Source organism: Acinetobacter lactucae (assembly GCF_013344765.1).
Taxonomy (GTDB): Bacteria; Pseudomonadota; Gammaproteobacteria; order Pseudomonadales; family Moraxellaceae; genus Acinetobacter; species Acinetobacter lactucae_A.
Genome location: NZ_JABVBF010000080.1, coordinates 1 through 14,914, shown reverse-complemented (window position 1 = coordinate 14,914; position 14,914 = coordinate 1). Strand labels below are relative to the sequence as shown.

The 14,914-nt window shown below is 38.4% G+C and carries 12 protein-coding genes; 7 read left to right on the top strand and 5 right to left on the bottom strand.

The window, feature by feature from the left end:
• Positions 1-126: 126 nt before the first annotated feature.
• From HUN22_RS09775 to HUN22_RS09760, 4 genes are all read left to right on the top strand, one after another.
• Positions 127-822, top strand: a complete 696-nt coding sequence (locus HUN22_RS09775; RefSeq protein WP_174728617.1) for an MBL fold metallo-hydrolase — start codon at positions 127-129, stop codon at positions 820-822.
• 9 nt (positions 823-831) lie between these two features.
• The gene (locus tag HUN22_RS09770; protein WP_174728614.1) at positions 832-2,487 is read left to right on the top strand and encodes a TIGR01244 family sulfur transferase; all 1,656 of its coding nucleotides are present in this window, start codon (positions 832-834) and stop codon (positions 2,485-2,487) included.
• Between the two features lie 314 nt (positions 2,488-2,801).
• Entirely contained in the window at positions 2,802-3,593 is a 792-nt protein-coding gene (locus tag HUN22_RS09765; RefSeq protein WP_174728611.1) for a sulfite exporter TauE/SafE family protein, read from the top strand.
• 109 nt (positions 3,594-3,702) lie between these two features.
• Positions 3,703-4,707, top strand: a complete 1,005-nt coding sequence (locus HUN22_RS09760) for a homoserine dehydrogenase (RefSeq protein WP_174728608.1) — start codon at positions 3,703-3,705, stop codon at positions 4,705-4,707.
• A 32-nt stretch (positions 4,708-4,739) separates the two neighbouring features.
• Here HUN22_RS09760 and HUN22_RS09755 read toward each other — a convergent pair whose 3' ends face one another.
• Positions 4,740-5,657 (bottom strand): DMT family transporter, encoded by a 918-nt coding sequence (locus HUN22_RS09755; RefSeq protein WP_174728605.1) that lies wholly within the window; start codon positions 5,655-5,657, stop codon positions 4,740-4,742.
• A 166-nt stretch (positions 5,658-5,823) separates the two neighbouring features.
• Between HUN22_RS09755 and HUN22_RS09750 the strand changes: the two genes are divergently transcribed.
• On the top strand, positions 5,824-6,678 hold the full coding sequence (locus HUN22_RS09750; RefSeq protein ID WP_016145197.1) for a helix-turn-helix domain-containing protein: 855 nt from the start codon (positions 5,824-5,826) through the stop codon (positions 6,676-6,678).
• Here the strand turns inward: HUN22_RS09750 and HUN22_RS09745 are convergent.
• Entirely contained in the window at positions 6,675-7,070 is a 396-nt protein-coding gene (locus HUN22_RS09745) for a winged helix-turn-helix transcriptional regulator (protein ID WP_174728603.1), read from the bottom strand. The genes HUN22_RS09750 and HUN22_RS09745 overlap by 4 nt on opposite strands.
• A 95-nt stretch (positions 7,071-7,165) precedes the next feature.
• On the opposite strand from HUN22_RS09745, the gene HUN22_RS09740 reads away from it, so the two are divergent.
• Positions 7,166-7,774 carry an FMN-dependent NADH-azoreductase gene (locus HUN22_RS09740; RefSeq protein WP_174728601.1) on the top strand — a complete coding sequence of 203 codons (609 nt, stop codon included), beginning with the start codon at positions 7,166-7,168 and terminating at the stop codon, positions 7,772-7,774.
• A 74-nt stretch (positions 7,775-7,848) separates the two neighbouring features.
• Here the strand turns inward: HUN22_RS09740 and chrA are convergent, their stop codons facing one another.
• Together chrA and HUN22_RS09730 are read right to left on the bottom strand one after the other, a co-directional pair.
• Positions 7,849-9,195, bottom strand: coding sequence for a chromate efflux transporter (gene chrA, locus HUN22_RS09735; protein ID WP_174728599.1), 1,347 nt, complete (start codon positions 9,193-9,195; stop codon positions 7,849-7,851).
• Positions 9,196-9,376: 181 nt separating this feature from the next.
• Positions 9,377-10,663 (bottom strand): MFS transporter, encoded by a 1,287-nt coding sequence (locus HUN22_RS09730; protein WP_174728597.1) that lies wholly within the window; start codon positions 10,661-10,663, stop codon positions 9,377-9,379.
• A gap of 516 nt (positions 10,664-11,179) precedes the next feature.
• Here HUN22_RS09730 and HUN22_RS09725 point away from each other — a divergent pair.
• Complete coding sequence (locus HUN22_RS09725; RefSeq protein ID WP_174728595.1) at positions 11,180-13,369, top strand: TonB-dependent siderophore receptor; 2,190 nt, start codon at positions 11,180-11,182, stop codon at positions 13,367-13,369.
• A 56-nt stretch (positions 13,370-13,425) separates the two neighbouring features.
• Here the strand turns inward: HUN22_RS09725 and HUN22_RS09720 are convergent, their stop codons facing one another.
• Positions 13,426-14,844 carry an aspartate ammonia-lyase gene (locus HUN22_RS09720; protein ID WP_174728593.1) on the bottom strand — a complete coding sequence of 473 codons (1,419 nt, stop codon included), beginning with the start codon at positions 14,842-14,844 and terminating at the stop codon, positions 13,426-13,428.
• Between the last annotated feature and the right edge of the window lie 70 nt (positions 14,845-14,914).

The window sequence follows — 14,914 nt, the reverse complement described above, 5'->3', positions numbered from 1 at the left end:
TATTTTCTAACTTTAATTTTATCTGTTATATTAAATATTTGATTTTTATATTTATTATTAAATTTTAAATAATTGGCACCTTATTTGCAAAATATAGGAAAGAAATAAATTATTGGGGTATAAATCATGTTCTTTAAGCAGTTTTTTGAGCAGGAAAGTTCGACTTATACATATATGCTTGGGTGTGAAGAAACACAAGAGGCGGTTTTAATTGACCCAGTCGCATCAGATATAGAGATTTATAGAAAAGAATTAGAGCGGCATCAATTTACGCTCATCTATACCTTAGATACCCATGTTCATGCAGATCATATTACAGCTGCAAATTTACTTCGTGAACGTTTCCATTGCAAATCGGTTTTACACCGTAATTCAGATGTAAATTGCGGAGATATTTTAATTACAGATGGTTGCATGCTTAAAGTCGGCAATCTCAGTATTGAAGCACGCTATACACCAGGTCATACCAATGCTTGTACGAGTTATCTAGTTGGAAATATGGTTTTCACTGGTGATGCATTATTAATTGACGGTTGCGGTCGAACTGACTTTCAACAAGGTAATGCAGGCACACTTTATGACAGTATTCATAAGCAACTTTTCAGCCTACCTGACACCACTATTGTATATCCGGGACACGACTATAAGGGTCGTTTGTCTTCAACGATTGGTTATGAACGTTTAAAAAATTCACGTCTCGGTCAGAATCGCTCGCGCGAAGATTTTATTCAATTAATGAATAACCTAAATCTGCCATATCCTAAACAAATCGATAAAGCACTACCTGCCAATCAGGCCTGTGGTTCAACTTCACAATCATAAGGTGGCAATATGGAACTTAAACGAGTTAATCAAGAATTTTATGTTGCGGGCCAAATTACTGCCGATGATGTCGCAAAAATTGCAGACCAAGGAATAAAAACTCTGATATGTAACCGTCCAGACGGAGAAGGTGCAGACCAACCTAATGTGATTGAAATTGAAGAAGCAGCTCAGCGACATGGCCTAAACGTAATTTATCAACCTGTTACCAGTGGCAAAATTACCGATCAGCAAGTTACCGAGTTTAAGCAGCTATATCAGAATGCCCAGAAACCTGTTTTAGCGTTTTGTCGCTCTGGTATGCGTGCAATCAGTTTGTGGGCTTTGGCCGAAGTTGCTCCACATGATGCAGCACTATTAGTTGAAACGGGTAACAAGCTTGGTTTTAACTTGAAAGGTCTGGTGCCACGTATTTTAAAACGTGACCACGAACCAACCACAATTCCTTGTTATAGCGTTGTGATTGTTGGTGCTGGGGCTGCAGGAATTTCTGTAGCGTCTAGTCTTTTATGTCGTGAACCTCATTTAGATATTGTCATTATTGATCCGGCAGATACACATTATTATCAACCGGGCTGGACCATGGTCGGTGGCGGTATTTTTAAACCACAAGTAACCGCACGCTCAATGACAAGTGTGATACCTTCAAAAGTAAAATGGATGAAAGCTGCGGTTGCTGGATTCGACCCTGAGCATAATCAGGTTATTTTGGAAGGATGCCAACCTATTCAATATAAAGCTTTGGTCGTGTGTCCAGATTTAAAACTCAATTGGCATGGAATTGAAGGTTTAGTCGAAACCTTAGGTAAAAATGGGGTGACGTCTAACTATCGTTATGACTTGGCGCCGTATACATGGGAACTGGTGCAACAGCTAAACGGTGGAAAAGCAATCTTTACCCAGCCGCCTATGCCGATTAAATGTGCCGGAGCTCCACAAAAAGCGATGTATCTTTCAGCCGATTACTGGTTAAAGCAAGGCAAACTTAAAGATATCTCTATTCATTTTTATAACACCGGCGGTGTTTTATTTGGTGTGAAGGAATATGTACCTGCACTAATGCAATACGTTGAAAAATATGGCTCTGAACTTCATTTTAACCATCAACTTGTCAAAGTAGACGGGCCTGCAAAGAAAGCATGGTTTAAGGTGGTGAACGATGAAAGTGCAGCATTGGTCGAAACAGATTTTGACATGCTGCATGTTGTTCCACCGCAACAAGCCCCAGACTTTATTCATGCCAGCACACTTACTGATGAAGCAGGCTGGGTGAGTGTGAATCCTCAAACTTTACAACACACAGAACATGCCAATATTTTTGCTTTAGGCGACGTGATGAATGCGCCTAATGCCAAAACTGCTGCTGCGGCACGAGCACAAGCACCCATCGTTGCTGTGAATGTTATAGCCCAGCTCAAAGGTGAACAAAACTTCTGTGAATACAACGGCTATGGCTCATGTCCACTGACGGTAGAACGAGGAAAAATCGTTCTGGCTGAGTTTGGTTACGGCGGTAAGCTTCTTCCAAGTTTTCCAAAATGGGTGATTGATGGGCAAAAGCCATCTCGTTTGGCATGGTTACTTACAGAGCAGATTTTACCGCCGATTTACTGGCAAGGCATGCTCAAGGGCCGTGAGTGGATGGTCAAACCTGAGCGAGGATAAGTAAAGATTAATAATCTTTACCCGAGCGCAAGACGAGAGCTGTGCTCGAGTTAAGAGGGTAAACAAAGCAACGCTTTGTCCTGAGAAGCGGTTGAAGCTTCGCAAGAAGGCGAAAGCTGTGCTCGAGTTAAGAGGTTAAGCAAAGCAACGCTTTGTCCGAGCGCAAGGCGAAAGCTGTGCTTGAGCGGAAGAGGATAAACAAAGCAACGCTTTGTCCTGAGAAGCGGCTAAAGCTTCGCAAGAAGACGAGATCTACTCACTCATTAACCAGCAGTCTACTGCAAATGATGTATATGCAATTTTAGGCTTTTGATATGTTATTACTTGTCATAGAAGGCATTGTGATTGGCTTTTTACTTGGTCTCACTGGTGCAGGGGGCGGCATTCTTGCTGTACCCGCGCTCATGACCAGTCAAGGCTGGAGCGTGGCTCAAGCTGCACCGATTGGATTATTAGCAGTTGCGCTATCTACACTCATTGGAACTATTGAAGGCTTATTTAAAAAGATAGTTCGTTATCGTGCTGCAATCTGGATTGCCTTAATTGGTGCCCCTATGGCACATATCGGCATTTTAATAGCCAACGCGATTTCACCTGTGTGGCTCATGTTAATGTTTAGCTTGGTCATGTTTACAGTGGGTTATCGACTTATTAGTAACCGAGTATCAGACTTTCATAACCCGCCGTGTCAGGTCAATCCAAGTACGGGACGCTTTATCTGGAATTTTAAAACAGGAAGCGTTCTTGCCAGCATCGGAATTATCGCGGGGCTTTTAACTGGTATGCTCGGTGTTGGTGGTGGCTTTGTAATTGTGCCAGCGCTTAGAAAAGTCACAAATTTGGATATGCATAGCATTGTTGCAACTTCACTTATGATTATTTTTCTCATTAGTGGAATGAGTATTGTGATGCATATTGCAGAGGGTTTCCATTATCCTGTAGCCATTACCAGTGCATTTGCACTCGCATGTGCATTCGGTATGATACTAGGTCGGCGAGCTATTCGTTTTGTTCCGTCTGCAATTGTGCAAAAAGTCTTTGCTTTAATGGTTTTTGCTGTCGCAATTTATATGGTTATTAAGATTGTTAATCTAACAAATATCTAAACGATATAGTATTTTAACCATCTCTATAAATAGCAATTTTCCAAAGATGAGATGTTAAAATTATCTTTGGAAATTTGATTTAAACCATATAAATTTTTGAGAAAGCGATATGAAGCGAATTAACGTGGCAATTTGTGGTTTTGGACGGATTGGGCAACAAATTGCAGAGCTTCTTTTAAATCGATCGGCATACTATAAACAAACATATCAAATTGATGCCCGTTTAGTGGGTGTCTGCAACTCATCATCAGGTTTAATTGATCAAGAAGGTTTACAAACTGCAAAGTGGCTAGATAAAACACAATATCAAGCAGGTCTAACTGAGCAAAAATTTTTAGAACAGGTTCAGGCGGATGTTATTATTGAGACTGGCCCAAGTGATTATGTGACAGGTGGAAAAAGTCTATTTTATTTAAATTATGCTTTAACACATAACATGAATGCGATTGCGGTATCTAAAGGTGCTTTAGTCGTAGAAGGCAAAAAATTAATTAACTTGGCTCATCAACACAATAAAAAACTATTTTTTAGTGGTGCGACTGCTGCGGCTTTACCGACTGTTGATTTGTTTGAATATAACTTGGCTGGCTGTCAAATTTTACAAATAGAAGGTGTTTTTACGGGCACTACAAATTTTATTTTAAATGATATGTTGCAGCATGAATGTGCGTTTGCAGAATCTCTTGAAAAAGCTCAAGCAAAAGGTATTGCGGAACCTGACAGTTCTTTCGATGTAGATGGATGGGATACCGCTGCTAAAATTACGATACTAGCCAATACTGTTTTGGGAGCTGATATAAAAATTCAAGATATTCCAAGACAAGGCATTAGTCATGTGACTGCCGGAAATATTCGTGATTGGAAAAAAGAAAATGTAGTTCCTCGTCTGGTCGGTTTTATTCATATTAAAAATCACAAAATTCAAGCAGGCGTTGAGTTAAGGTTAGTTCCAACACATCATCCGTTTGCTTATCTACAAGGTTCTAATAAATGCATTCGGGTGTTAACGCAAGAAATGGGTGAGCTTGTTGTAAGTGGAGGAGCATCTGCGCCCTTAGCTACAGCAGCCGCGGCTTTAAAAGATTTCGAGTTGATGCTTAAAACGAGCTGTTAGAGATAAATTATGATTTATAAAAAAGCAGGCTTTTAGGCCTGCTTTTCACAACTCTTTTGACTATTAAATAGCTTCTTTCCAATTTCAAACTTACTAAACATTAAGTAGTTACCGAGCAAGATTAATAAAATTCCAAATACAGCATTTAAAGTCCATACATATCCTTCAAAGAAAGTAGAAACTGTTAGAGCAACTAAAGGAAAGAGTAATGTGCTATAGGCTGCTTTGGCTGCACCAATTCGCCCAACCAGAGAAAAATAGGCAGAGAACCCAATAACCGTGCCAAATACAGCCAAGTAAAGTACCGAACTTAAAAATGGAAAATTCATTGGAGGCATTAAATCTTGGCCAGTAAATAAAGCTAGACTTAACATCACCAATGCACCATACGTCATGGCATAACAGTTTGTTGAAAAGATATTTAGGCCACGTTTTTGATGTCTAACACTAATCATATTACCTAAAGAAAAACCGTAAGTGCCTACAGCACATAGCCCAATACCCATTAATAACTGCGCATTAAACTGACTATTAATCAGGTCATGCCAGAACAGTAGAACAATACCTATGAGTCCTAAAAGTGCAGCTGGGGCAAAGTTTGGTGAAGGTTTCTGCTTAAAAAAGATAAGCGCATTAATAGCATTAAAGAAAACTGCCATCGAAAAAATGACAGACTCTAAACCGCTATTTACATATTTAACCGCAGTATAAAAACAAATAAAGTTTAGGCCGAAAACACATAGACCTTGCAACATACAAAACAAATGATCTTTTAATGCAATTCGCTGTAATTTTCCTGAAAATAGTAAAACAACCCAAAGTAATAAGGCTGAAATGGCAAAACGCCATAAAATTGCCACGATAGGTGTTGCATAATGGCTCTGAACGGCAATTCCAATCCATGTTGTTCCCCAAATCAACACCACCGCAACATAGAGTAAAATATTCATAAGTTCATCCTCGATTACCAAGCTTAAGTATCTAGGAATGCTTCATTTTTCACGTATATATTCTTGTGTTGTACATGCAAGATCTTGCGTTTTTTATAGAACTGAACTAGCTCAATTTTGCTGAATATGGTTAACTTAAGCTCAATGAGATTCGTTTTAATTTTGCATGGCCTATCAAACTTTAGAACAGCTACAGCAATCTAAAGCCAAGCTTCACGAAACTGTGGTGCTTGATGAAAATATGCAACTTGCATTTTGGTCTAATCAGCAAGATCGTGTAAGTGTCTGTAGCGACCACCACACTTTAAGTCTATATATTCAAGATGGCTATGAAAGCTATCAAAAAACACCTGCGGGCTGGAAAAATGGCGGTGGGCCGGGTCGTTTTTGTTTATTGCCTGAACATCAGGAGTCGACTTGGGATATACGAGGTGGGCTTAAATTCGTCCACTTGTATTATACCGATCAACATTTGCGTGATGTTGCCGAAAAAATATGGGACAAAGAACCTAATCAAATTGAACTGAATGAAGTTGTTTTTAATGACGATGAAAGGATTCGAGCGCTTTATCAGTTTTTCTTACTAGATTGTGATTGGAAAGATTCAGCAAACCATTTACAAATGAGTACCACTGCCAGTTTATTGCTGAATCATTTAATTCGAAGATATAGCAATGTGAAGTGGCAGCAACCCGTCATTAAAGGTGGGTTGGCGCCTCATAAACTTAAATATATTCAAGACTGGATTGAAGGGCATCTAGACCAAGCACTGACTTTGTCTGATCTAGCAAATGTTGTGAATTTAAGCGAATATCATTTTGCCCATATGTTTAAACAGTCCATGAATATGGCGCCTCACCAATATGTTATGCAAAGACGCTTAACTAAGGCAAAAGGATTAATTCAGTCATCTCAGCTTTCTTTACAAGATATCGCGCTGGTATGTGGTTTTAGTTCAGCAAGCCATTTAAGCCATCGCTTTAAACAGTTTTATGGTATGAGCCCTTCGCAGTTACGTTAAGCATCTAATGTAATTGATTTATCCTGAGCTGCATCAAACGCAGCTATTGCCGCATCAATATCCGCAATATGCTGGTGAGCCCATTGGCCTAAAGCAATTACAGGCTCCCTAAGTGAATGGCCTAGTGGGGTCAGTTCATATTCAACATGAGGTGGTATGACGGGATAGACCGTACGTTTAACTAATCCATCTCTTTCTAAACCGCGTAAACATAAAGTGAGCATCCGCTGTGATATTCCATTGATATTTCTCTTGATTTCAGAAAATCGATGAGGGCGTGAGGCAAGTGTCATTACGATAAGAATGCTCCATTTTTCGCCAACTCTAGCCAACACTTGACTGACTCTTTGGCAATCTGAACTCTGGATATCATGAGGTATGGTTACACTCATATTACTTGGTTCCCTAAATGTGCCTTCTTGTGCATAAGAATAATAGTAGTAACATAATTAGTTCAAGTAACAATTTTATACTGTAGGTTTAAACGATGAAACTACTTCAAATTGACACAAGTATTTTAGGTGAACAATCTGTTAGCCGCCAACTCACTACATCTGTTATTCGTCAGCTCAATACAGCTTATCCAGATGCAGAAATTGTTCATCACGATTTTGCTTTAGAACTAATTCCTCATTTGTCTGATGCCGAGTTTTTGGCATGGCAAGGTGTAGAACCTAATAATGAAACTGCGCAACAACATGTTGCACAAAACAGCCAATATTTGGATGAGTTTTTATCGTCAGATATCATTGTGATTGGCGCACCTATGTATAACTTTAGTTTCCCATCACAGTTAAAAGCGTGGCTTGACCGACTATCTATTGCTGGAAAAACATTTCGTTATACGGAAAATGGCCCTGAAGGTTTAGTAAAGGGTAAACGTGTCATTATTGCTTCTTCACGTGGTGGAGTGTACTCGGCAGGTTCCCCAGCTGAAGTTTTAGACTATCAAGAAACTTATATCAAAGCGTTTTTCAATTTTATTGGTGTGACTGATATTACTTTTGTACGCGCGGAAGGGATTGCTTTTGGCCCAGAAGCACGTCAGGCGGCATTAGATAATGCAGCAGCTCAAATTGCACAGTTAGCGGGTTAAAAATATAAACAGCCGAACAGTAATACTATTGTTCGGCTGTTTATGGGTAATTAAAAAGTTAAATCAATAAATAACTAAAATAAAGTGACAGCTAGTCCAATCAGTGCTGATGCAAAAATGACATATAGCACGTTAACATTAAAGCGGAACAATGCAATAAATGCACCCACAGTAATGATGGCTGCGATAACATCAAAGTGACCTGAAAAACCCTGTGGCCATAGCACATGGTAACTAAAAAATAATGCCAGATTTAAAATTACACCAACCACAGCCGCAGTAATCGCAGTGAGTGGTGCGGTAAACTTAATTTCATTATGGGTAGATTCAATAATGGGTGCACCCGCAAAAATAAATACAAATGAAAAAAGGAAGGTAAACCACGTGACAATAACAGCTCCTAATGCTCCAGCAAAAAATAGATACTCAGAGCCAAGTAATGAATGATTGACGCCTCCTAAAAAACCAACAAAGGCAACAACCATAATCAAGGGTCCAGGTGTAGTTTCACCTAAAGCCAAACCATCAATCATTTGTGTAGGTGAAAGCCACCCAAAATGATTTACAGCTCCTTGATAGACGTAAGGCAAAACTGCATAAGCACCACCAAACGTAAGCAACGCAGCTTTAGTAAAGAACCATGCCATTTGAGTATATGAATGGTGCCATCCAAAATACGAACCTAAAGCTAAAATGGGCAATAACCATAAAGCGATTACCACAAAAATAAGTTTAGTTAACCGCAACCAATGGAATTTAGCGTGCTCTGGTGTTGGAGTCTCATCATCAATAAATGCTGGGCCATAATCTTTTTGACTGGCTTTATGTCCAGCCGCTGAGGAAAATAGTTCTGGGTACTTTTTACTCGCTAAATAGCCAGCAATACCAGCTGATAAAATAATAAGCGGGAAAGGAAGCTTTAAGACAAAAATGGCAAAAAAAGCAACAATTGCGACCAACCATAAAAATTTATTTTTAAGCGAACGGCTACCAATACGGTAAGTTGCATGAAAGACAATTGCGGTAACGGCGGGCTTAATCCCGTAGAAAATACCTGCGATAGCAGGCACATCTCCAAATTTTACATAAACCCAAGACAGCCCAATTAAAATAAATAAGGATGGCAATACAAACAGAATACCTGCAACTAATCCTCCAGCAGTTCTGTGCATGAGCCAACCAATGTAAGTTGCTAATTGCTGTGCTTCTGGACCGGGTAACAACATGCAGTAGTTAAGGGCATGCAAAAATCTTTTTTCGGATATCCAGCGCTTTTGCTCAACCAGTTCCTGATGCATCACGGCAATTTGTCCAGCTGGCCCCCCAAAACTAATAAAGCCAAGCTTGAGCCAAAATAAAAAAGCTTGCCAGAAGCTCACTTGCTTAATGCTTTCAGGCAAAGGGGATTTTTCATTTTCCATTTTTTATCCCATCAAAAAATTGATTCATATGGATCAGATAAATCCAAAACTAGTAATTTTATGTTAATTGAATAAGTTAGCTGTATTCCAGCTATAGCATACAGAACAAAAATGACTTTCTTATTATTTTAAAAAGATATTCTTCTAAAAAATCTCTAGAAGAATATCTATCTTTTAATTTTTAATGATCATGTTCTAAATAATCAGGTTTTTTCGGAAGCGCAAGGCTACACAAGAAACAAATAGTCAGCATGACAATCACATAAATAAAGAAGGTGTTTTCAATTCCAGCGGCTTTGAACTGCAAAGCAACCGAAGGTGCAGAACCACCAAAAAGAGCATTACCTACTGCATAAGAGAACCCTACACCTAGTGCACGCACATGAGGCGGGAACATCTCTGCTTTGACTAAGCCACTAATAGATGTATAGAAACTTAAGATCATCATCATAAAAATAAGCAACAAGGTAATGATGATCGGCGAATCTATATAATTAGGCATTCCAATTGCCATCACAGGATAGATAAAAATGGCGGACAATAAGCTAAATGCCAACATTGAAGAGCGTCGCCCAATACGGTCCGAAATTGCACCAAATACAGGCTGAGCACACATATAGACAAATAGGGCGAAGGTCATGATATAACCAACGGTTTTTCCATCCATTCCTAAATTGGTTAAATAGGTTTTTGAATAAACAGTCTCTACATAAAACGTTAATGAACCAGCAGAAGTATATCCAACCACCAATAAAAAAGTTTTCCAATGCTTTTTAAAGAGTTCTCTTAAGCTACCAGATTCTTTTCGTTCGCTGTCTTGATGAGAAAGTGTTTCTTCTAAGCGGCTACGTGCCAGTAAAGACAGAATGGCAGCAATACCACCAATAACAAATGGAATACGCCAGCCACCATCATGTAATTGTTGCTCACTCAAAAATGTTAATAAAATTACGCCAAGTAAGCTTGCAAGTAATTGGCCACCAGAGAGGGTGACATATTGGAAAGAGGAATAAAAACCACGTTGGCCTTTTAAACCTAATTCACTCATATATGTTGCTACGGCGCCATATTCTCCACCAACGGATAAGCCTTGAAGTAAGCGCACTACCAATAAAAGGAAAGGGGCAAATAAACCAACTTGGCCATAAGTAGGCAAGGCTGCAAATAGAAAAGAGCTTAAAGCCATGAGACAGATTGAAATGACCATCGACTTTTTTCGACCATGCCGGTCCGCAATGCGTCCAAATACCCAACTACCAATAGGTCGCATAAAAAAGCTTGCAGCGAATACTCCCCAAACATAGATAGATTTAGTCGTACTATCCATATCTGGTGCTGTTAGCGCTTGAGTAAAGTAGGCAGCAAATACTGCATAGATATAAAAGTCAAACCATTCAACTAAATTACCAGAGGCTGCACCTACAATCCCACGTATTCTGCTACGTTTTTCTTCCTGAGTGTATGTCATATTTCTTCCATCATTTTGCAGATAAAAACGAGGAATTTTTGGATATGCTGGACAGAAAATAAAATGAAACTTTAAATATCACTCAATCCTGAGCACTTCCTTAAATTCCTAATCATTCATTTTTTCTAATTTTAAAATCCGATTCTAGTGAGATTACGTCCTTTTGTTCGATTTAAAGAGATTTTTACTAATGATCGAACAGTTACTTTCGCTTAACTTGATAATTCATAGTATTTAGAATCAGTGAGCTAATTTAACAACAGTATTTTTATTTTACATTTCTCCTTATTTGTCCCATTTTTAGCTTAAGTTTATTTTGAATATTTGGTAATACTTGAAAAGTTATAGCGCCAATTCCTAAGAAAATAGATGAAATTCATATAATGATAAGTTCATAAAAGATGTATCAAATTCACTTAATCGAAAAAATACAGAATGTGTTGTTTCTCAATATATGTAGCTGTATTCTTGCGTGGCTAAAATAGACTCCACACTTATTTCTAGCGCTTTAGAATTATGCACGGTATGGCAGGTAGTTATTCAATGGAAAGACGTTTGTTAAATCTTCACTTCATGACATGCTCTAAAACAGCATTGGCTTCATCTATTGCACTCATAGCATCTGTCGTCTATGCAAATGAAGCGGAGGTTTCACAGCTCCCAACCATTACTGTGAATGCCACACAAAATAATGATGCACTATACACATCAAAGAAAGTGAGTTTATCTGGTTTTCAAACTGGCGATGTAAAGAAAGTTCCTGCCTCTATTACAACTATTACCTCTGAGCGCATAGCAGATCAACACGCAAAAACGTTGACCGATGTCATTAAGAATGATTCATCATTAGGAGATGGCTACGCTGCAATTGGCTACTATCCAAATTTTGTAGCACGTGGTTTTAGGCTCGATTTAGGTTCAAGTTATCTCATTAACGGTCACACCATACGTGGTGAGCAAAATATTGCTTTAGAAAATAAAGAACAAGTTGAAATCTTAAAAGGTATTTCTGCGATTCAAAGTGGAATGTCGACGCCAGGTGGTGTTGTCAACTATGTAACCAAAAGACCTGCCAATGTTGAAAACATTACTATAGATGCGAATTCGGAAGGTGGCTATACACTGGCAACGGATGTAGGCGGATTTTTAAATGATAACTTTGGCTATCGAGTCAATTTAGCGCATGAAAGTATTCATCCAAATGTCGATCATGCAAATGGTAAGCGTGAGTTTGGCTCAGTTGCTTTAGACTGGAAAATTAATGAGCGTTCTAAATTATTGTTTGATATTGAAGCTCAGCATCAAAGTCAACGTTCAGTACCAGGTTATCAACTGCTTGACGGACAAGTACCAACAAATGTAGATCAAGACCGTTTATTGGGTTACCAGTCTTGGAGTAAACCTGTTGTAAATAACAGTGTAAATGCAAGTTTAAAATATCAATATGCATTTAATGATCAATGGAATGGTAGCTTAAGTGCATCGCAAAGCCGTGTTGTGATTGATGACTATATCGTATTTCCTTATGGAAGCTATTCATCAGGTAATGAACTTGCAGTATTTGACAAAGATGGCAACTATGACATTTATGACTTCCGCAGCCCAGATGACACACGTATTACCAACCAGTTTGCTGCTGGGTTAAATGGTCAATTCAATACTGGCAATATTCAGCATCAAGTAGCTTTCGAATTACAACGCACTTATAAAACTCTAAAACACCATACACCACTTAATGGATTTATAGGAACAGGCAATATCTATGAAGATACAGTCGACTATAATCCTTCATTAGAAAGCTTGGGTGATCGTTATAAAGCTCTAGAAAGCGATCAGACTGCATTTACAATCTCTGACCGAGTTCAATTTAACGATCAATGGTCAACTTTACTGGGTGGAAAACTTATTCATCTTGATGAGCAAGCTTATAATTCAGATGGGCAGCAAAGCCGTGATACGGATTTAAACAAGTTTTTGCCGCAATTAGCACTAATGTATAGCCCAACTGCTACGACTAATCTTTATGCTTCATATGCTAAGGGTTTATCAGATGGTGGTGAAGCTCCTTGGTTTGCTAATAATGCCCTAGAAGTTTTATCACCAAAAAACGCTGAACAATATGAAATTGGTGTTAAGCAACAAATACGCAACTTCTTGTTAACAGCAGCTATTTTTGATTTAAAACAAGATAATCAATATAGCCAAGTAAATGCAGATGGTACTTTCAATTTTATTGAACAAGGCGAACAACACAATCAAGGTATCGAGTTAGGTTTTACAGGTGCCTTAACCGATACACTCGAAGTAAGTTCTGGCATTACCTATACCAAATCTCGTCTTGTTGATATTGATAGCGACAGCTACAAAGGTCATCAAACTCAAAATGTACCGAAAGTACGCGCAACTGCGCAGTTATCTTATAAAGTACCTTCAGTTGAAGGATTAAGATTACTCAGTGGTATGCAATACAGCAGCAGTAAATATGCAAACAAAGTGGGAACGGCAAAAGTAGGTGGCTATAGCGTCTTTAATGTTGGTGCTGCTTATAAAACAAATTTTGCTGGGCATGACACAACTTTTAGATTCAATATTGATAACTTATTTAATAAGAAATATTGGCGTGATGTAGGTGCATTTATGGGTGATGACTATCTATTCTTAGGTAATTCTCGTACAGCTCAGTTCTCTACAACTTTTAGTTTTTAAAAGTTATAAAGCAAATAAAAAAGGAGCTTAAGAAAGCTCCTTTTTTATTTCAGGAATTAAGCCGACATTTTTGGTTTAACCATATTATTAATCGACAAGATATCATCAAGCACTTGTGCTGATAATAAACCTTCATTCTGAACTAAAGCCAATACGCTTTGTCCAGTTTCGTTTGCAGTTTTAGCAATACGAGTTGTAGTTTCATAACCTAGGTATGGGTTAAGTGCAGTCACAATACCAATTGAGTTTTCAACTAAAGCTTTACAATGCTCAGGATTCGCCGTAATTGTATCAATACACTTACTTTGGAACATGGCCATTGCTTTACCAAGCAAGTCCATAGATTCAAACAGTTTGAACGCAATAAGTGGTTCCATTGCGTTTAACTGTAATTGGCCCGCTTCAGCAGCTAAAGTTACCGCTAAGTCATTTGCAATGATCTGGAAGCAAGCAAGGTTCATCGCTTCAGGAATAACTGGGTTTACTTTACCCGGCATAATCGAGCTACCCGGTTGACGTGCTTCTAAGTTAATTTCATTAATGCCCGTACGTGGACCACTTGAAAGTAAACGCAAGTCATTGGCAATCTTTGAAAGTTTAGTTGCAGTACGTTTTAATAAACCAGATAGAAGAACAAAGTCACCCATATCTGAAGTTGCTTCGATTAGATCAGGAGCAGATTTAATTTTCTTACCGGAAATTTTTGCAAGTGCTTGAATAGAAAGTTCACGGTAACTATATTCAGTAGTAATTCCCGTACCAATCGCTGTACCACCAAGGTTCATATACGCTAAAACATTTGGAATAAGCGTATTAATTTGCTCGAGGTCTTTCTGTAAAGTTACGGCAAAAGCACCAAACTCTTGACCTAATGTCATAGGCACGGCGTCTTGTAACTGTGTACGGCCCATTTTTAAGATGTGAGCAAATTCTTGTGATTTATTGCGGAAACTTAAGATTAAGTTATTAAAAGGAAGATTAAGTTCATCTAAGCTTAATAACAAACCTAAGCGAATCGCAGTAGGGTACACATCATTTGTTGACTGCGACATATTAATGTCGTTATTAGGATGTAGATATTGATATTGACCTTTAGAGTGTCCCATATATTCTAAGGCCACATTAGCCAATACTTCATTTGCATTCATATTGGTTGAAGTACCAGCACCGCCTTGCATCATATCAATCGGGAACTGATCGTGAAAATTACCGTGAATAAGCTGATTACAGCTGTATTCAATCGCTTCAAATTTAGTTTGATCTAAGTTTTTAAGATTATAGTTCGCTTCAGCACAAGCAAGCTTTACCATTGCTAAAGCTTTAATAAGGTGAGGGAAATTTCCGACCTTGCTTTGAGTTAAATTAAAGTTTTCTAGAGCACGTAACGTTTGAACTCCGTAGTAGTCGTTATTATTGATCTCTCTATAACCAATAAGATCCTTCTCAATACGGGTGGTAATTTCAGCGTTCATCATTAAACTTCGAATTAGTAAAGGAGATAATTCATATTAGATTTCGAAATGCTTCACTTCTAATGCATTTATC